This is a genomic window from Pseudomonas sp. FW305-3-2-15-C-LB1 (assembly GCF_058787615.1).
Map to the genome: position 1 here is coordinate 524,661 of NZ_JBYSZX010000001.1, position 17,695 is coordinate 542,355.

Sequence of the window (17,695 nt, forward strand, 5' to 3'; positions counted from 1 at the left end):
GTGATCACCGCCCAAGCCTTCCCGACCATCCGGGCTATCCAGCGCAGTGCCTGGAACGACTGTTTCCCGGGTGCCCTGGAGGACTGGGACTATTACGTCGCCGTGGAAAACGCCGCCATTGATGATTTCCAGTGGCGTTATCTCGCGGTTTATCAAGATGGAACGCTGGTGGCCGTGGCGGCCGCGTTCATCACGCATTATCGCCTCGACACCACGGTGTCGGGCGCCGGCAAGCGCTTGACCGAACGTGTCGAGCGATTGTGGCCGGGGCTTTTGCAGCTGGGGCTGTATGCCCTCGGATCGCCGGTGGCCGAACGCTGCGACGTGGGTTTCGCCAGCAGCGTGCCGGACGCCCAGCGTCCGCTGTTGCTCAAGCACCTGCTGGGCGCCGCCCGCCAGGATGCCGATGACTTCGGCATCGGCCTGGTGGCGGTCAAGGATGCGCCGAGCAAGGACCCGCATTGGCTCCAGAGCTGCCGCGCGGCAGGCTTCCAGAGCATGCCGAGCTTGCCCACTGGTGTGTTGCCGCTGCCGTACGGCTCGGTGGATGCCTACCTGGGTTCGCTGGGCAAATCCACGCGCAAGGACCTGCGCCGCAAGCTGCGTGCGCCGGGGCCGCGGGTGGAGTGGCGGCGCAATATCGACGACGTGCTGCCCGAGGTGATGCGCTTGTACGAGGCCACGCTCACGCGTGCCGAGTTGCAGTTCGAACGGCTGCCCTCCGGTTACTTCACCGGTGTGCTCGAACGCCTGGATGAGCGCGCGGTCTGTGTTCTTTACTGGGTGGACGAGCAACTGGTGGCGTTCAACCTGGTGCTGGTCGACCAACACCGGCTGGTGGACAAGTTTTTCGGGCATGACGTGGCGTTCACCCGCGACTACAACCTGTACTTCCGCAGCTGGCTGACCAATGTCGACTACTGTATTCAACACAATATTGCCGTGTATGAGTGCGGCCAGGCCGGGTATGCCAGTAAGCTGCGCCTGGGCTGCGAGTTCCAGGGCAACAGTGTGTTTTTCCGTCACCGCAACCGGCTGGTCAACGGCCTGCTCAAGCTTGTAAAACTGTTTATTCGACCGGACCGTTCCGACCCTGCCATGGCTGCTGCGATAAGCGAAACCTGATGATCACCAAGACCCGCCAGAAAGCCCGCCCCTTTGCCATTTCGCGCTGGAGCGTCCAGCGCAAGCTGGTGCTGGCGTTCTGGTTGGTCAGCGTGATTCCTACCATGATCGCGGCCGAGCTGGCCGCGACCACGCTGTCGCAGATCTTCGACAGCAATGTGCGCATCTGGCTGCAGGAGTCGACCAAGATCGTCAAGGACGAAATCGGCGACATCCTTCACGACAACGCGCGCATGGCCAAATTGTTCCTGCGCTACATCAGCCCGCCGTCAAGCCGGCAAGCCGCCAAGCACGACCGCCTGACCGCCGACATTGCCGACGCTACCGACATCGACGTGGTGGCGCTGATTCGCGCCAGCGACCACAAGGTCGAATTCAGCACCGCCTCCGATGACATCGTCAAACAGATCAACCTGACCAGCAACGCGGTGTTGCAGACCGTGCAGGTGGCCGGGGTGAATACCGGCCTGGTGGTGTCGACCTTCGAAACCAGCCGTGACGGTGTCGACTACCTGTTGCTGGTCGCCACCTACCTGGACAGCAGTTTCCTCACCAGCGTGGCCGATGTGCATTCCCTCGACCTGCGCCTGTACCTGGCCAACCCCGACGGTTTTTCCGAGATCTTCTCGACCCAGCGCTTCGTGGATCACCCCTCGCGCATCCCCAAGAGCGTCGAAGCGGCGATGCGCAGCACCCGCCAGCCCAGCGAGCAGTTCACCAACAACTACAGCGGGCTGTACTGGCCGATCTTCAATGATGCGGGGGATTTGCAGGGTGTGATTTTCAGCGGTCTGCTGCGCCACACCAGCCTGGTCGGGCTGGTCAACCAGAGCAACCTGTTCGTGCTGATCTTCCTGCTTAGCTCGGCCTTGTCGCTGGCGGCCGGGGTGCTGGTGTCGCGGCGCCTGACCAAACCGCTGCGCGACCTGTCCCAAGGTGTGGACGCGGTGATTTCGGGTCACTACGAACACCGTGTGCCGGTCAGCGGCGGCGATGAGCTGGCGCAGTTGAGCAGCACCTTCAACCATATGACCGAGCGCCTGGGCGAGTTGCATTACCTCGAGGCCCAGTTGCGCCGACGCGATCGCCTGCACGCCCTGGGCGAAGTCGCCATGGGCCTGGCCCACGAGATCCGCAACCCGCTGGGCATCATCAAGACAGCCACGCAACTGTTGCATCGGCGTGCCGATCTGCCGGAAACCGACAAGCGTCACCTGGAATACGTGGTCAGTGAGGTCAGCCGCATCAACGACCTGATCACCGAGTTCCTCGACTTCGCCAAGCCCAACCCGCCACTGCGCGTGTTGCAACCGGCGCGCGCGCTGGTGGACGAGATCCTCGGCTTTTGCGCGCCGGAACTGGCCACCCATGCGATCGATGCGCATGTCGATGACCAGGCGCCGGGAGCGACCATCTATGCCGACGCCAAGCAGCTCAAGCAGGCGTGTCTCAACCTGATTCTCAATGCCGTCGACGCGATGCCCGAAGGCGGGCGGCTGACGTTGGGCATTCGCTCGGTGGACGACAACACAGTGATCAGCATCGCCGACACCGGCCAGGGCATTCCGGCGGACATGATCGAACGTATCTTTACCCCGTTCGTCACCACCAAGGCCTCGGGCACCGGGCTGGGCCTGGCCAAAGTCTATTCGATCATGGAAAGTCACGACGGCAGCATCGAATGCGCCAGTGAAAAAGATGCCGGCGCCACGTTCAGCCTGTACATTCCGGCGATGGGCGAAGACGACGAGGACAGTCATGACGCATAACATTCTGGTAGTCGACGACGAACCCAAGCTCTGCGACCTGCTGGCGTCGGCCCTGAGCCAGAACAACGTGCAGGTGTTCATCGCCGGCAACGGCCTGCACGCGCTCAAGGTGCTGGAGCAGGAAGACATCGACCTGGTGATCAGCGATTGGCGCATGCCAGGCATGGACGGGCCGGCGCTGCTGGCCGAGATCAAGGTGCGTTACCCCCACGTGCCGGTGATCGTGATGACTGCCTACAGCACCGTGAAAAACGCCGTGCAGTCGATGCGCAATGGTGCCTACGACTACATCGCCAAGCCGTTCGATATCGACGAGCTGGACATCACCGTGGCCAAGGCCCTGCAGTTTCGCGACATCATGCGCGACAACGCGCGCCTGCGCGCCGAACTGGACGAGCATGCACAGTTCGACAGCCTGGTCGGCGACAGCCCGGCGTTTCGCAAAGTGCTGCAGGCGGTGGACTCGGTGCGCGACAGCAGCGCCACCATCCTGCTCACCGGCGAAAGCGGCACCGGCAAGGAAATGGTCGCCCGCGCCATCCACAAACACGGCAGCCGTGCCGACCAGCCGTTCGTGGCGGTCAACTGTGCGGCGATCCCGGAAGGGCTGCTGGAAAGCGAAATGTTCGGCCATCGCAAAGGCGCGTTTACCGGCGCCGTGGCCGACCGGGTAGGGCGCTTCCAGCAGGCCGACAAGGGCACGTTGTTTCTCGACGAAGTGGGCGACATGCCGTTGGCGTTGCAGGCGAAGATCCTGCGTGCATTGCAGGAGCGGGTGATCGAACCGGTGGGCGACCCGCGCGAGCGCAAGGTGGACGTGCGGGTGATTGCCGCCACCAACAAGAATTTGCTGGACGCGGTGGCCAACAAAGAGTTTCGCGAAGACCTGTATTACCGCCTCAACGTGTTCCCGATCCCATTGCCGGCCTTGCGCGAGCGAGTGGAAGACATCGCGCCGTTGGCCCGCCACTTCGCCCACACCCTGAGTGCCACCGCCGGCAAACGTATCACTGGCTTCAGCCCGGAAGCCTTGCAGGCCATGGCGGCGTATCACTGGCCGGGCAATATCCGTGAACTGCAGAACTGCGTGGAGCGCGCGACCATCGTGGCGGCCTCACCGGTAATCGAGGATATCGACCTGCCGGGTTACCTGTTTGCATCCAAACCGAGCGAGGGCGGTGTGACGGCGATCCTCAGCGATGGGCCGGGCATTCCCCAGGACCTGGATGCGGCGCTGGCAGAGGTGGAGAAGGCCTATATTCTGGCAGCGTTGCAGGAGAGCAACGGGGTGCAGGCCGCAGCGGCGGCGAAGATCGGTATTTCCGAGCGCAGCTTCTGGTATCGCCTGAAGAAGCTGGGTATTCAGGTCGACAAGATCGTCCGCTGACTCAACCGGGATAAAAATGTGGGAGGGGGCTTGCCCCCGATTGCAGTGGGTCAGACAGCTTTTCTGTCTCTGATGCACCGCCATCGGGGGCAAGCCCCCTCCCACAGTTTTGACCGTGTTGGGTCAGGTGTGGACGCGTACCCAGATGCTCACCAACACCGTCGCGGCCATCAACCACGCCACGGCAGCCACGGCCAGTGACGCTTCCAGCCGCATCCGATCGACCATCACATACAAGGTCGCCAGGTACACAAAATACGGAATGATCGACCACATCCCGAACAGGATCGTGGTCTTCAAGTCGTCTACCGAGCGCCCTTTGCCGACGATGTAGTGGGCGATCAACGCAAAGGTCGGAAACAGCGGCACCAGCCCTGCGATGTAATAGTTTTTGGTCTTGGCCAGCGCCGCCAGAATCAGCACTACTGCCGCGCCAAGGGCGGCCTTCAATAGCAAGTCCATCAGTGGCTCAACCCGTACTTCTTGACCTTGTCGAACAGCGTGGTCTTGGCCATCCCCAGTTCCTGGCTGGCCTGGGTCAGGTTGCCGCCGCTGCGTTGCAGTGCATCGTTGAGCAGGTTGCGTTCGAAGGCCTCCACTGCCTCGGTAAAGGCCAGCCCCTGGCCGCCGCTGCTGGCGCCGCTTTTCTTGAAGGCGGGCAGGCCGAGGGCGAAGCGTTCGGCGACGTTGCGCAATTCGCGCACGTTGCCCGGCCAGTCGTGGCTCATCAGGCTCGACAGGGTCTGGTTGTCCAGCTCCGGCGCAGTGCGGTCGAAACGCAGGGATGACTGCTGCAGGAAGTGTTCGAACAGTTGCAGGATGTCTTCGCGACGCTCGCGCAGGGGCGGCAGTTCCAGGGTCACCACGTTAAGGCGGTAGTACAGGTCGCTGCGGAACTGGTTGGCGCGGCTCAGTTCGTCGAGGTCGGACTTGGTGGCGGCGATCACCCGGCAATCCACTGCGACACTCTGGTTCGACCCCAGGCGTTCCAGAGTGCGTTCCTGCAATACCCGCAGCAACTTGATCTGCAGGTTGATCGGCATGCTTTCCACTTCATCGAGGAACAGCGTGCCTTCGTGGGCGTGTTCGATCTTGCCGATGCGGCGCTTGCCGGCACCGGTGAAGGCGTTGGCTTCGTGGCCGAAAATCTCGCTTTCGAAGAGGTTCTCCGGCAGGCCGCCGCAATTGAGGGCGACGAACTGGTGGGCGTGACGCCGGCTGAAATCATGCAGGCAGCGCGCGACCAGTTCCTTGCCGGTGCCGGTCTCGCCTTCGATCAGTACGTTGGCCGAGGTGTCGGCGACGTTGGCGATCAGTTCGCGCAGGTTCTGCATGGCCGGCGAACGGCCGATGATGCGGCCTTCCAGCGAATCGCGCTCGGCCAATTGCCGACGCAGCGACCACACTTCCCGCGCCAGCCCGCGCTGCTCCAGGGCGCGCCGGGCGACGTCGACCAGCCGTTCGGGGGAGAAGGGTTTCTCCATGAAGTCATAGGCGCCGTTGCGCATCGCGCCGACCGCCATGGAAATATCGCCGTGCCCGGTAATCAGCACCACCGGCAGGCTTTTATCCAGGGCCTTGAGGCGGGTGAGCAGCTCCAGGCCGTCGATGCCCGGCAAACGGATATCGCTGATCACGATGCCGGCGAAGTTTTCGCCGATGCGCTTCAAGGCTTCTTCGGCACTGCCCACGCCGACGCTGGGAATATCTTCCAGGGCCAGGGCTTGCTGGCAGCCGAGCAACACGTGGGGGTCGTCTTCGACGATCAGCACGGTGAGGTCTTCTTTAACGGCGGTAGCGTTTGTATTCATGTCGACTCAGCTTGTTGAGTGCCCGCCAGCGGCAGGCACAAGACAAAGGCCGTTCCACCACTGGCCGGGTGTTCCACGGCGAGGTTGCCGCCGGTGGCCGCCGCGAGGCTGGCGGACAGCGTCAGGCCCAGGCCCAGGCCTTGCTCGCCGGGCTTGGTGGTGAAGAACGGTTCGAACAAATGCTTGCGCGCCTCGGGATCGATGCCGTGGCCATTGTCGCGCACTTGCAGGCGGTATTTGCCCTCGCTGCTGCTGCCCTCCAGCCACAATTGCGGCGCCGGTTGGGCTTGCATGGCGTCGAGGGCATTGCCGATCAGGTTGACCAGGATCTGTTCCAGGCGCGTCTGGTCGATTTGCAATTGGGCGTGGGAAAAGTCGCGGTGCAGGGTCAGTGGCAGGCTGTCCAGGCGTGCGCCGAGCACCTGGAACGCGGCGTCTACCGCTTTGGCCAGGCTGGCTTCGCCCTGGTCGTCTCCGCGACGGGCGAAGGAGCGCAGGCTGGCCGTGATACGGCCCATGCGGTCGATCAGTTCATTGATGGTCTTGAGGTTGGCGCTGGCGGTATCCAGGGCGCCGCGCTCCAGGAAGCGCACGGTGTTGCCGGACAGGGTCCGCAGCGCGGCCAGTGGTTGATTCAATTCGTGGGCGATGCTGGTGGACATCTGGCCGATGGCCGCCAGTTTGCCGGCCTGCACCAGTTCATCCTGGGCACGGCGCAGGGTTTCTTCGGCCTGGCGCCGTTCGCGGATCTGGCCCTTGAGCCGTTCGTTGCTGGCGCGCAGGTCGGCGGTGCGCTCGGCGATCCGTCGTTCCAACTGGCTGTTGGCTTCCTGCAAGGCTTCCCGTGCGGCGAGGCGGGTGGCGATGACTTTGCGTCGCTCGTTCCAGGCAATCAGCAAAAACGCCACCAGGCCAAACGCAACGGCCACCAGGATGCCCTGGTTGATTGCGGCGCGGCGCAGGTCGTTGAGCGGAGTGAGCAGGGTGAAATTCCACGGCGTGTCGTTGAGCGGACGGGTCTGCGCCAGGTAGCTGACTTCGTGGGCGTCGTTGACCACTTCGCTGTTGGCCGGGAAGGTCAGCTTTTCGGTACCTTCGTTGAGGCGCTCGCGGGCCAGGGGCTCCAGCTCGTTCAGCGTCGCCCAGTAATATTGCAGGCTGTGGGCCAGGCGGTCCTTGGTGTCATCGCTCAGCGGGCGCACGGCCTTGAGGCGCCGGGCTGGGTCACTGGAGAGGATGATGATGCCGTTTTCGTCGCTCACGAACGCTTCGAGGCGTGCGCGTTGCCAGCGCTCTTCGAGGGCTTCGAGGCGTACCTTGACCACCGCGACGCCGATGATCTTGCCATGCTCTTCCAGGCCGTGGGCCAGGTAGTAGCCGGGTTCGCCGTTGGTGCTGCCGATGCCGTAGAAGCGACCTGGCTGGCCCCGCACGGCGTTCTGGAAATAGGCGCGGAAGGACAGGTCTTCACCCTGGTAACTGTCGGCATCGCGCCAGTTACTGGTGGCCAGCACGCGGCCGGTGGTGTCCATCACGTAGATGGCCCGACTGCGACTGCGTCGGTTCAGGCCTTCGAGGTAATCGTTGACGGTCTTGCGGGTTTCCTGGTTCGGGTCGGCCAGCAGCGTGGAGACGCTGGACTCCAGTTCCAGCAGGCTGGGCAGGTAGGTGTATTTGCTCAGCTCGCTTTCGACGGTGCGGGCATGCAACTCCAACTGGCGTTCGCCGGTGTCGCTGAGGGTGCGGATGCCGTAGTACTCACTGACCCAGAAGCCGATGAAACCCAGGCCGATCATCAGGGCGATGATCAGTGGCGGCAGGAACAGTTGGCGGATCAGGCGTGGTTTCACGGCAAGTGATGGCGGTGCGGCGCGAAATTGGTTGGGGTCGCATTTCATCACAGATGCCTTGGGTCAACCAGTTGTGCTGATGGTGCTTATTCTGTGGCGAGCGGGCTTGCCCCGCGTCGGGCTGCGCAGCAGCCCCAAAATCAGGTACTGAGAGATGCCTGATACACGGCATTTTTCAGTACCGGGGCTGCTGCGCAGCCCGACGCGGGGCAAGCCCGCTCGCCACAACAAGCCCGTCTTCACAGACAGAGCAGCGAGTTGCTTCTTAGTGCTGCAGGATTTTCTCGAGGAAGTGCTGCGCGCGTTCGGAGCGGGCGCTGATGTCGCCGAAGAACTCTTCTTTCGGGCAGTCTTCGATGATCTTGCCGGCGTCCATGAAGATCACGCGATCGGCCACTTTGCGGGCGAAGCCCATTTCGTGGGTCACGCACATCATGGTCATGCCTTCCTGGGCCAGTTGCACCATCACGTCGAGCACTTCGTTGACCATTTCCGGGTCCAGCGCCGAGGTCGGTTCGTCGAACAGCATGACGATCGGGTCCATGGCCAGGGCGCGGGCAATCGCCACACGTTGTTGCTGGCCGCCGGAGAGCTGGCCCGGGTGCTTGTGCGCATGTGCCGACAGGCCGACGCGCTCAAGCAGTTGCAGGCCTTTCTTGGTGGCTTCTTCCTTGCTGCGGCCCAGCACCTTGATCTGCGCGATGGTCAGGTTTTCGGTGATGGTCAGGTGCGGGAACAGTTCGAAGTGCTGGAACACCATGCCGACGCGCGAGCGCAGCTGCGGCAGGTTGGTCTTCGGGTCGGCGATGGACGTGCCGTCGACCACGATGTCGCCCTTCTGGAACGGTTCCAGCGCGTTGACGCACTTGATCAGGGTGGATTTACCCGAGCCGGACGGCCCGCACACCACGATCACTTCGCCTTTTTTAACCTCGGTGCTGCAATCGGTCAGCACCTGGAAGTCGCCATACCACTTGTTGATGTTCTTGATAGAGATCATACGGCAAACCTTTTTTGCAGACGCTTGACCAGCAGCGAGGCGGAAAAGCTGATGATGAAGTAGACGACACCGGCGAAAACCAGGAACTCATTGGAGCGGCCGATGATGTCGCCGTTGGAACGGGCGGAGTTGAGGAAATCCACCAGGCCCACGGTGTAGACCAGCGAGGTGTCCTGGAACAGGATGATCGACTGTTGCAGCAGCAACGGGGTCATCTTGCGGAACGCCTGGGGCAGGATGATCAGGCGCATCGTCTGGCCGTAGGTCATGCCCATGGCCTGTGCAGCCGCCATCTGGCCCTTGGGGATCGACTGCACGCCGGCCCGCACGATTTCACAGAAGTACGCGGCTTCGAACATCATGAACGCCACGACGCAGGAGGTGAATGCGCCGATCGGGGTGTCTTCGCCGGTGATCCAGCGCAATACGAACGGCACCGCCAGGTAGAACCAGGTGATCACCAGCAGCAGCGGGATCGAGCGGAAGTAGTTCACATAAGCGCCGGCAACGCGCGACAGCAGTTTGCTGGACGACAGGCGCATCAGCGCCAGGACCGTACCCAGCGCGATACCGCCGACCACGCCCATGACCATCAACTGCAGGGTCATGACCATGCCGTTCCACAGGCCCGGGATGGCGGGGATGATGCCGCTGAAATCGAAGTCCATTATTTACCCCCCACGGAGATCAGGCCGGGCACTGCGACTTTCTTTTCGACCACGCGCATCAGCAACATCAGGCTCATGTTCAGGGTGAAGTAGATCAGCGTGGCCAGGGTGAAGGCTTCAAACAGGTTGGCCGAGAACTCGGCGGTCTGCTTGGTTTGCGCCAGCAGTTCCATCAGGCCGATCAGGGACGCCACGGAGGAGTTCTTGAAGACGTTGAGGAATTCCGAGGTAAGCGGCGGAATGATGATCCGGTAGGCCTGGGGCAGCAGCACGTTCCAGTAGATCTGCGGCAGCTTGAAGCCCATGGCGCGTGCAGCGGATTCCTGGCCGCGTGGCAGCGCCTGGATGCCGGTACGCACTTGCTCGCACACACGGGCGGCGGTGAACAGGCCCAGGCACACGACAACGCTCAGGTAGGCCGAGGTGGTCGGGTTGAGGTCCTGTTTGTACCAGTCCTGCAGGTTCTGCGGCAGCATGTCGGGTACCAGGAAGTACCAGATGAACAGCTGAACCAGCAGCGGCACGTTACGAAACAGTTCCACGTAGCAGGTCGCGATGCCCGCTACGATGCGGTTTGGCACGGTGCGCATGACGCCCAGAATGGACCCCAGCAGCAAGGCGATAATCCATGCCACGACAGCGATGGCGATGGTCCAGCCCAAGCCGGCGATGTACCAGTCGAGATAAGTCTCGCTGCCCACGCCAGTGGACTTGAAGAACACGCCCCAGTCCCAGTTGTAATTCATTAGGGTCTCCCCTCGAGATCGATCGATGTACAAGCACCCGCTTGGGGAAGATCCTTTCCCGCCTGGCGATGAACGCCAGGCACACGCGATCGGCTCGAAAACCGCCAGGTCGAGTGTTCCACAATAAAGCCAGCAGGTAGTAACAGACGCCTGAGGGAGGTTGGCTCCCTCAGGAGATAAGCTTAGTCAGGTATCAGATTTTTACGTCAGGGGCTGGTTTGTCGCTTGGGTTGGCGATCAGCTCCTTCACCTTGTCGCTCATCGGGAAGTTCAGGTTCAGGCCTTTTGGTGGGATCGGGCTCTCGAACCATTTGCTGTAGATCTTGTTGATTTCGCCGGATTTGTACAGGGCAACGATGGCGTCATCTACAGCCTTCTTGAAGTCCGGGTCGCCTTTGCGAACCATGCAGGCGTAGGCCTCAAAGGACTGTGGAGTACCGGTAATGACCCAGTCGTCCGGCTTCTTGGCCTTGGCTTCTTCACCGGCCAGCAGGGCGTCGTCCATCATGAACGCTACGGCGCGGCCGCTTTCCAGCATCTGGAAGGATTCGCCGTGGTCTTTGGCGGAGATGACGTTCATGCCCATCTGCTTGTCGGCGTTCATCGCCTTGATGATGCGCTCGGACGTGGTGCCAGCGGTGGTCACGACGTTCTTGCCTTTCAGGTCGGCGAAGTCGGCGTAGCTCGGCTTGCCATCCTTGTCTTTCTTGACCAGCAGACGGGTGCCGATTTCGAAGATGTTGACGGTGAAATCAACTTGTTGGGCGCGTTCGGCGTTGTTGGTGGTGGAACCGCACTCGAGGTCCGCGGTGCCGTTCTGGATCAGCGGAATACGGGTTTGCGAAGTGACCAGGTTGTACTTGGCCTTCAGGTCGGGTTTGTTCAGGTCTTTTTTCAGGGCTTCAACGATAGCCAGCTGAATGTCGTGGGAGTAGCCCACAGGTTTGCCCGAGCCATCCGCGATGTAGGAAAACGGAATGGAGCTGTCGCGGTGAGCGAGGGTGATGGTGCCGGAGTCGTTGATTTTCTTCAGTGTGCCGGTGAGTTCGGCGGCGAAAACTGGAGTGCTGATCAGAGCAGCAGCGATAGCTGCGCCCAGGATATGGGGAACGATGCGCATCAATACTTCCTCGACATTTGTTTTTTTTATGAAGCCGGCTAGACGGCTCTCTTGTACAGCGAATGCCCGTGACGGCTCCTGAGGCGTCTCAGGCAATCGTCAGGGAGTGTAGAGCATGAGTCGTGCCATACCTCGAATAAAAGGTTATATCTTTGATTTATAAGGGTATTAAATTTTTTCTTCGAGGAATTTGTCACACCGTGATCCGGCAATCCGAATAGGCTGTGGTATGGCGTTCGGAAAACCGAATAGGGCGTGTGGGATTTATCTTGCATAAAAAAGCCCCTGGGCCTTCCGGCGCAGGGGCTTCGCGGGGCGACCTGATCAGGCCGCTTCAATCTTTGCACGGGTTTGCTCGACCTTGGACAGGTAACGTTGCACGTTGTCCTGTTCTTCCGGGGTGGTGAACAGGCCGAGCTTGGTACGGCGCCACAGCACGTCCTGGGGCTGGGTGGCCCACTCTTCGGCGCACAGGTAATCGACTTCGCGGGTGTACAGGCCACCACCCAGGTGGTCGCCCAGATCGGCCAGCGACTGCACACCTTCCAGCAGGCGCCAGGTGCGGCTGCCGTAGGTGGTGGACCAACGGCGGGCGATCTCGCTCGGTATCCAGTCGAACTTGCTGCGAATCGCTTCGGCCAGGGCTTCTGGCGTCGTCATGTTTTCACCGCCCGGCAGGCTGGCGGTAGCGGTCCAGCTCGGGCGCATCTGGGTGAAGTACGGTGCCAGTTGCGCCATCGCCGATTCAGCGAGTTTGCGATAGGTGGTCAGCTTGCCGCCGAACACCGACAGGATCGGCGCTTCGCCCGTGCCACCGGACAGTGCCAGGGTGTAGTCACGGGTGATGGCCGACGGGTTGTCCGATTCGTCGTTGCACAGCGGGCGTACGCCGGAGTAGGTGTGCACGATGTCATCGCGGCTCAGTTGCTTCTTGAAGTGCGCGTTGACCACTTTCAGCATGTAGTCGGTTTCACCTTCGGTGATCGCCACTTTTGCCGGATCGCCGGTGTATTCGCGGTCGGTGGTGCCGATGATGGTCAGGTGGTTCAGGTACGGAATGGTGAAGACGATGCGCTGGTCTTCGTTCTGCAGGATATGCGCGTGGGCGCCTTCATACAGTTTCGGCACGATCAGGTGGCTGCCCTGGATCAGGCGGATGCCGTAGGGCGAATCCAGCTTCAGGTCGTCCTTGATGAACTTGGCGACCCACGGGCCGGCAGCGTTCACCAGGGCCCGGGCGCGGATCGAAAACAGGCTGCCGTCGGCGCGCTCCATGTTCATTTCCCACATGCCATTGCTGCGGTGGGCGCTGATGCAACGGGTCTGGGTGTGGATGTGTGCGCCTTTTTCGCGGGCGGCCATGGCGTTGAGCACCACGAGGCGGGCGTCATCGACCCAGCAGTCGGAGTATTCGAAACCTTGGGTGATTTCGCTTTTCAGCGGGCTGTCGGCGCCGAACTTGAGGCTTTTCGAACCGGCCAGTTTTTCGCGCTTGCCCAAGTGGTCGTACAGAAACAGGCCGGCGCGGATCATCCACGCCGGACGCAGGTGCGGGCGGTGCGGCAGCACGAAGCGCATCTGCTTGACGATGTGCGGGGCCTTGGCCAGCAGCACTTCACGTTCGGCCAGGGCTTCGCGCACCAGGCGGAATTCGTAATGTTCGAGGTAACGCAGGCCGCCGTGGATCAGCTTGCTGCTGGCGGAGGAGGTGTGGCTGGCCAGGTCGTCCTTTTCGCAAAGGAATACCGACAAACCGCGACCGGCTGCGTCTGCTGCAATACCGACGCCATTGATTCCGCCACCGATAACGGCAACGTCATAGACTTCGGCGAGCGGTGGAGCAGGCAAGGTAGAAGGGTTCATCGGCTGGCCTCGCGATCTTTTTCGTATTGGAATTCGAACATTAATGTTCATTTGCGAAAATGGTAGCTGATAAACGCGCGCGCAGCCACCTGAGTTCGATTGAAAAAACTCATCGAAGGGCGGGCAAAGGAAAATTTGTGAACATGAGCCAGTGCTGGCTGGAGAAATGGGTCGTCAGGTCAATAGCTATCGGGGGCAAGCCCCCTCCCACAGGCTGATCACATTCCAATGTGGGAGGGGGCTTGCCCCCGATGGCGTCAGTGCAGACGCTACACCACTTCCAGACGAACCTTGTGGTCATTGAGCAAATGCACCAACGCCGGCACCGGCTGCTGGTCAGTCACTAGGCAGTCCACCAAACTGATCGGCCCCAGGCGAATCATGGCATTGCGCCCGAACTTGCTGGAGTCCGCCGCCAGGATCACCTGGCGCGCATTGGCGATGATCGCCTGGGAAACCCGGACTTCCTGATAGTCAAAGTCGAGCAAGCTGCCATCTTCATCGATACCACTGATGCCCACCAAGGCAAAGTCGACCTTGAACTGGTTGATGAAATCGACACTCGCCTGACCGACCACGCCCCCGTCACGCCGCACATTGCCGCCGGTCAGCAGCACGTCGAAGTCGTCCTTGGCACTGAGCATGGTGGCGACGTTGAGGTTGTTGGTGATGATTTTCAGATGGTTGTGGTTGAGCAGCGCACGGGCGATGGATTCGGTGGTGGTGCCGATATTGATGAACAGCGAGGCGTGATCGGGGATCTGCGCGGCGATGGCTTCGCCGATGCGCTGTTTCTCGTCGCGCATCTGGTCGGCCCGCATGGCGTAGGCGGTGTTTTCGACGCTGGAGTCATAGGCCGCGCCGCCGTGGTAGCGGCGCAGCAGATTGGCGTCCGCCAGCTGGTTGATATCGCGGCGGATGGTTTGCGGGGTAACAACGAAGAGCTGCGCCATTTCCTCGATACTGACATAGCCGCGTTCGCGGACCAGTTCGAGGATTTGTTGTTGGCGGGGAGGCAGATTCATGGGGCGTCCTTTGGGCTGCCATACAAAAGTGGCCCATGATGACGCAGGAATCCGCTCCCTGCCAGTTACAACCCGACGTTGGCTTATTCAGCGCCTTCGTGCGGCTCCCAATCACGGGTGCGGCTGACAGCTTTTTGCCAGCCGGCGTAGAGTTTTTCCTTGGCGGCTTCGTCCAGTTGCGGTTCGAATTCGCGCTCGATCACCGCCTTGCCGCGCAACTCGTCCAGGCTGCCCCAGAAACCGCATGCCAGGCCGGCCAGGTAGGCGGCGCCGAGTGCGGTGGTTTCACGCATTTGTGGGCGCTCGACCTGGGTGCCGAGGATGTCGGCCTGGAATTGCATCAGGAAGTTGTTGGCCACCGCGCCGCCGTCCACACGCAGGGCCTTGAGGCGTTCGCCGGAGTCCTGTTGCATGGCGTCGAGCACGTCGCGGGTCTGGTAGGCAATCGACTCCAGCGCTGCACGAATGATGTGATCCACGCGTACGCCACGGGTCAGGCCGAACAGTGCGCCACGGGCATACGGGTCCCAGTAGGGCGCGCCCAGGCCGGTAAACGCGGGTACCAGGTACACGCCGTTGCTGTCCTTGACCTTGCCGGCAAAGTATTCGGTGTCGTGGGCATCGTTGATGATTTTCAGCTCATCACGCAGCCACTGCACGGTGGAGCCGCCGTTGAATACAGCACCTTCCAAGGCGTAGGCCACTTCGCCACGCGGACCGCAGGCGATGGTGGTGAGCATGCCGTGCTTGGACTTCACCGCTTTGTCGCCGGTGTTCATCAGCAGGAAGCAGCCGGTGCCGTAGGTGTTTTTGGCCTGGCCGGCTTCGACGCACATCTGGCCGAACAGGGCGGCCTGTTGGTCGCCGGCGATACCGCCGATGGCGATGCCGCTTTTGGTACGGCCGTAGATTTCCGAGGAGGACTTCACTTCCGGCAGCATTTCGCGCGGCACGTCGAGGATCTCCAGCATCTTCGCATCCCACTCGAGGGTGTGGATGTTGAAGAGCATGGTGCGCGAAGCGTTGGTGTAGTCGGTGACGTGGGTCTTGCCGCCGGTAAATTTCCAGATCAGCCAGCTGTCGACGGTGCCGAACAGCAGCTCGCCGTTGCGCGCACGCTCGCGGCTGCCTTCGACGTTGTCGAGGATCCACTTGAGCTTGGTGCCGGAGAAGTACGGGTCGGTGACCAGGCCGGTGGTGTCGCCGATGTATTGCTCGTGGCCGTCGCGCTTGAGCTGCTGGCAGATCTCGGTGCTGCGGCGGCACTGCCAGACGATCGCGTTGTAGATCGGGCGACCGGTGACTTTGTCCCACACCACGGTGGTTTCACGCTGGTTGGTGATACCGATGGCGGCGACCTGGTCATGGTGCAGGCCCGCTTGAGCCAGGGCCTCGACCATCACGGCGCTCTGGGTGGCGAAGATTTCCATCGGGTCGTGTTCGACCCAGCCCGCCTGCGGGTAATGCTGGGCGAATTCGCGCTGGGCGGTGCAGACCACGTTGGCGTCACGATCGAAGATGATCGCCCGGGAACTGGTGGTGCCTTGGTCAAGGGCGATGATGTAGTTCTTATTCTGAATATCGGTCATGTCGAATGCCTTGGAAAATAAGAAAGTCGGTAATCAGCCTGGGCCGCAAGAAGGGCAGGTGCGTCCAGGCTGGCGCTATCAGGAAATACGGGTCTTGCCGTTGACAGCCGTGTCAGGTGTTGCTTCAGCTATAGCAGGTGCGGCGCTCGGCAGGTGGCGGGCAATCAGCCCGCGATAGGCCGCGGCGCCGAGGCATGCGCCGACAATCGGCGCGAAAATCGGTACCAGGAAGTAAGGAATATCGCGGCCACCAGTGAAGGCCATTTCACCCCAACCCGCAAAAAAGGTCATCAGCTTGGGCCCGAAATCCCGCGCCGGGTTCATCGCAAAGCCGGTCAACGGGCCCATGGCGCTGCCGATCACTGCGATCAGCAGGCCGATCAGCAGGGGCGCCAACGGGCCGCGTGGCAGGCCGTTGTTGTCATCGGTGAGGGCCATGATCACGCCCATCAGGATGGCGGTGATGACCATTTCCACCAGGAACGCCTGGGCGGTGCTCAGCAGCGCATGGGGGTAGGTGGAGAACACCGACGCCAATTCCAGGCTGGCCTGGGAGCCGCGCACCATATGGTGGGTTTGTTCGTAATCGAAAAACAGGTTGCTGTAGAGCGTGTACACCAAGGCCGCCGAGCAGAAGGCGCCGGCGATCTGGGCGAGAATGTAGAAGGGCAGTTTGCGCTTTTCGAAGTCGGCGAAAATGCACAGCGCGATGCTGACAGCCGGGTTGAGGTGGGCTCCGGAAATACCGGCGCTCAGGTAGATCGCCATGCTGACGCCGACCCCCCAGATGATACTGATCTCCCACAAGCCAAAGCTGGCACCCGCGACCTTGAGCGCAGCGACACATCCTGTACCGAAGAAGATCAGAAGCGCAGTCCCCAGGAATTCGGCCATGCATTGGCTCGAAAGTGAAGGCTGTTGAAGAGCAGTTGTCATGGAAAACCTCAGTTGTTGTTCTTGTCTTGCGCACAATCTCAACGGGCTGTTGCGCGATTTTCACCGTGGCAGGGATCCCCATCCCGACCATGGCTTACTGCTTTGAACGCTGCGGGTGTATTCCTACAGTATTCGGAAACGAAAAAATATAGACAAGAATGACGGCTGTCAAAGGTCGAAAGTGAACTGTCAGTCACTTTCAAACTATTGGTCTGGTGAATGATCACGCTTGTCACATTGCGCTTGTAGCACAAGAGTGTGCGGACTAGAGCGTTTTACGTGGGCTTGGCCTAGAATTGGCCATCTGTTTGCCATGCCTCGGAGATACCATGACGCCCGCATTGGACCTGTTGAAAAAAGTTCGCGCCGAACATCGAGTCCACAGTTACGAACATGACCCAAAGGCGGCGTCCTATGGGCTGGAGGCCGCGGAAAAATTGGGCCTGGACCCGGCGCAGGTGTTCAAGACCTTGCTGGCCAGCAGCGAGAAGGGCGAATTACTGGTGGCAGTGGTGCCGGTCGTCGGAAGTCTGGATCTGAAGGCCCTGGCGCACGCGGCAGGCGTCAAGAAAGTCGAAATGGCCGACCCGGCGGCCGCGCAACGCTCCACTGGCTATCTGTTGGGCGGCATCAGCCCGCTGGGTCAGAAAAAGCGTCTGCGCACGTTTATCGATGTGACGGCGCAGCCGTTCGCGACGATTTTTGTGAGCGCGGGGAGGCGCGGGTTGGAGGTTGAGCTGCCGGCGGCGGTGCTGGCTGAGCATACCCAGGCCAAGTTCGCGGAAATTGGCCGGGTATGACGGGGC

Annotated in this window: 15 protein-coding genes; 4 read left to right on the forward strand and 11 right to left on the reverse strand. The window is 61.3% G+C overall.

The features are described 5' to 3' along the window. Genes AC3WP7_RS02390 through AC3WP7_RS02400 form a run of 3 tightly spaced genes read left to right on the forward strand, consistent with a single transcriptional unit; the run spans position 1 to position 4,281 of the window. The gene (locus AC3WP7_RS02390) at positions 1-1,125 is read left to right on the forward strand and encodes a GNAT family N-acetyltransferase (RefSeq protein ID WP_093119453.1); all 1,125 of its coding nucleotides are present in this window, start codon (positions 1-3) and stop codon (positions 1,123-1,125) included. Then, the gene (locus tag AC3WP7_RS02395; protein ID WP_102591708.1) at positions 1,125-2,894 is read left to right on the forward strand and encodes a sensor histidine kinase; all 1,770 of its coding nucleotides are present in this window, start codon (positions 1,125-1,127) and stop codon (positions 2,892-2,894) included. The genes AC3WP7_RS02390 and AC3WP7_RS02395 overlap by 1 nt, the downstream gene beginning before the upstream one ends. Beyond that, a complete protein-coding gene (locus AC3WP7_RS02400; RefSeq protein ID WP_093119450.1) occupies positions 2,884-4,281 on the forward strand; it encodes a sigma-54-dependent transcriptional regulator in 1,398 nt (465 codons plus the stop codon). Before AC3WP7_RS02395 ends, AC3WP7_RS02400 begins: the two co-directional genes overlap by 11 nt. Before the next feature lie 123 nt (positions 4,282-4,404). Here the strand turns inward: AC3WP7_RS02400 and AC3WP7_RS02405 are convergent, their stop codons facing one another. From AC3WP7_RS02405 to AC3WP7_RS02455, 11 genes are all read right to left on the reverse strand, one after another. Then, positions 4,405-4,743 (reverse strand): GlpM family protein, encoded by a 339-nt coding sequence (locus tag AC3WP7_RS02405; protein ID WP_071488700.1) that lies wholly within the window; start codon positions 4,741-4,743, stop codon positions 4,405-4,407. Then, the gene (aauR, locus tag AC3WP7_RS02410; protein ID WP_071488701.1) at positions 4,743-6,092 is read right to left on the reverse strand and encodes a two-component response regulator AauR; all 1,350 of its coding nucleotides are present in this window, start codon (positions 6,090-6,092) and stop codon (positions 4,743-4,745) included. The genes AC3WP7_RS02405 and aauR overlap by 1 nt, the downstream gene beginning before the upstream one ends. Further along, complete coding sequence (gene aauS / locus AC3WP7_RS02415) at positions 6,089-7,990, reverse strand: two-component sensor histidine kinase AauS (RefSeq protein ID WP_071488702.1); 1,902 nt, start codon at positions 7,988-7,990, stop codon at positions 6,089-6,091. The genes aauR and aauS overlap by 4 nt, the downstream gene beginning before the upstream one ends. Before the next feature lie 217 nt (positions 7,991-8,207). Then, positions 8,208-8,942, reverse strand: a complete 735-nt coding sequence (locus AC3WP7_RS02420; RefSeq protein ID WP_071488703.1) for an amino acid ABC transporter ATP-binding protein — start codon at positions 8,940-8,942, stop codon at positions 8,208-8,210. Beyond that, positions 8,939-9,610 carry an amino acid ABC transporter permease gene (locus tag AC3WP7_RS02425; RefSeq protein ID WP_071488704.1) on the reverse strand — a complete coding sequence of 224 codons (672 nt, stop codon included), beginning with the start codon at positions 9,608-9,610 and terminating at the stop codon, positions 8,939-8,941. The genes AC3WP7_RS02420 and AC3WP7_RS02425 overlap by 4 nt, the downstream gene beginning before the upstream one ends. Beyond that, positions 9,610-10,356, reverse strand: a complete 747-nt coding sequence (locus AC3WP7_RS02430) for an amino acid ABC transporter permease (protein WP_071488705.1) — start codon at positions 10,354-10,356, stop codon at positions 9,610-9,612. The genes AC3WP7_RS02425 and AC3WP7_RS02430 overlap by 1 nt, the downstream gene beginning before the upstream one ends. A 193-nt stretch (positions 10,357-10,549) precedes the next feature. Next, positions 10,550-11,476 carry a glutamate/aspartate ABC transporter substrate-binding protein gene (locus AC3WP7_RS02435; protein WP_058423787.1) on the reverse strand — a complete coding sequence of 309 codons (927 nt, stop codon included), beginning with the start codon at positions 11,474-11,476 and terminating at the stop codon, positions 10,550-10,552. Positions 11,477-11,800: 324 nt separating this feature from the next. Continuing rightward, positions 11,801-13,339 (reverse strand): glycerol-3-phosphate dehydrogenase, encoded by a 1,539-nt coding sequence (gene glpD / locus AC3WP7_RS02440; protein ID WP_071488707.1) that lies wholly within the window; start codon positions 13,337-13,339, stop codon positions 11,801-11,803. A gap of 269 nt (positions 13,340-13,608) precedes the next feature. Beyond that, positions 13,609-14,364, reverse strand: a complete 756-nt coding sequence (locus tag AC3WP7_RS02445) for a DeoR/GlpR family transcriptional regulator (protein WP_102591707.1) — start codon at positions 14,362-14,364, stop codon at positions 13,609-13,611. Between the two features lie 83 nt (positions 14,365-14,447). Beyond that, on the reverse strand, positions 14,448-15,953 hold the full coding sequence (glpK, locus tag AC3WP7_RS02450; RefSeq protein ID WP_071488708.1) for a glycerol kinase GlpK: 1,506 nt from the start codon (positions 15,951-15,953) through the stop codon (positions 14,448-14,450). Between the two features lie 78 nt (positions 15,954-16,031). Further along, positions 16,032-16,889 carry an MIP/aquaporin family protein gene (locus AC3WP7_RS02455; RefSeq protein ID WP_071488709.1) on the reverse strand — a complete coding sequence of 286 codons (858 nt, stop codon included), beginning with the start codon at positions 16,887-16,889 and terminating at the stop codon, positions 16,032-16,034. Positions 16,890-17,218: 329 nt separating this feature from the next. On the opposite strand from AC3WP7_RS02455, the gene ybaK reads away from it, so the two are divergent. Next, positions 17,219-17,689, forward strand: a complete 471-nt coding sequence (gene ybaK / locus AC3WP7_RS02460) for a Cys-tRNA(Pro) deacylase (RefSeq protein ID WP_071488710.1) — start codon at positions 17,219-17,221, stop codon at positions 17,687-17,689. Positions 17,690-17,695: the final 6 nt, after the last annotated feature.

Coding starts and splice junctions, on each gene's coding strand:
- AC3WP7_RS02395 (WP_102591708.1), top strand. CDS start 1,125: ATGATCACCAAGACCCGCCAGAAAGCCCGCCCCTTTGCCATTTCGCGC.
- AC3WP7_RS02400 (WP_093119450.1), top strand. CDS start 2,884: ATGACGCATAACATTCTGGTAGTCGACGACGAACCCAAGCTCTGCGAC.
- AC3WP7_RS02405 (WP_071488700.1), bottom strand. CDS start 4,743: ATGGACTTGCTATTGAAGGCCGCCCTTGGCGCGGCAGTAGTGCTGATT.
- aauR (WP_071488701.1), bottom strand. CDS start 6,092: ATGAATACAAACGCTACCGCCGTTAAAGAAGACCTCACCGTGCTGATC.
- aauS (WP_071488702.1), bottom strand. CDS start 7,990: ATGAAATGCGACCCCAACCAATTTCGCGCCGCACCGCCATCACTTGCC.
- AC3WP7_RS02420 (WP_071488703.1), bottom strand. CDS start 8,942: ATGATCTCTATCAAGAACATCAACAAGTGGTATGGCGACTTCCAGGTG.
- AC3WP7_RS02425 (WP_071488704.1), bottom strand. CDS start 9,610: ATGGACTTCGATTTCAGCGGCATCATCCCCGCCATCCCGGGCCTGTGG.
- AC3WP7_RS02430 (WP_071488705.1), bottom strand. CDS start 10,356: ATGAATTACAACTGGGACTGGGGCGTGTTCTTCAAGTCCACTGGCGTG.
- AC3WP7_RS02435 (WP_058423787.1), bottom strand. CDS start 11,476: ATGCGCATCGTTCCCCATATCCTGGGCGCAGCTATCGCTGCTGCTCTG.
- glpD (WP_071488707.1), bottom strand. CDS start 13,339: ATGAACCCTTCTACCTTGCCTGCTCCACCGCTCGCCGAAGTCTATGAC.
- AC3WP7_RS02445 (WP_102591707.1), bottom strand. CDS start 14,364: ATGAATCTGCCTCCCCGCCAACAACAAATCCTCGAACTGGTCCGCGAA.
- glpK (WP_071488708.1), bottom strand. CDS start 15,953: ATGACCGATATTCAGAATAAGAACTACATCATCGCCCTTGACCAAGGC.
- AC3WP7_RS02455 (WP_071488709.1), bottom strand. CDS start 16,889: ATGACAACTGCTCTTCAACAGCCTTCACTTTCGAGCCAATGCATGGCC.
- ybaK (WP_071488710.1), top strand. CDS start 17,219: ATGACGCCCGCATTGGACCTGTTGAAAAAAGTTCGCGCCGAACATCGA.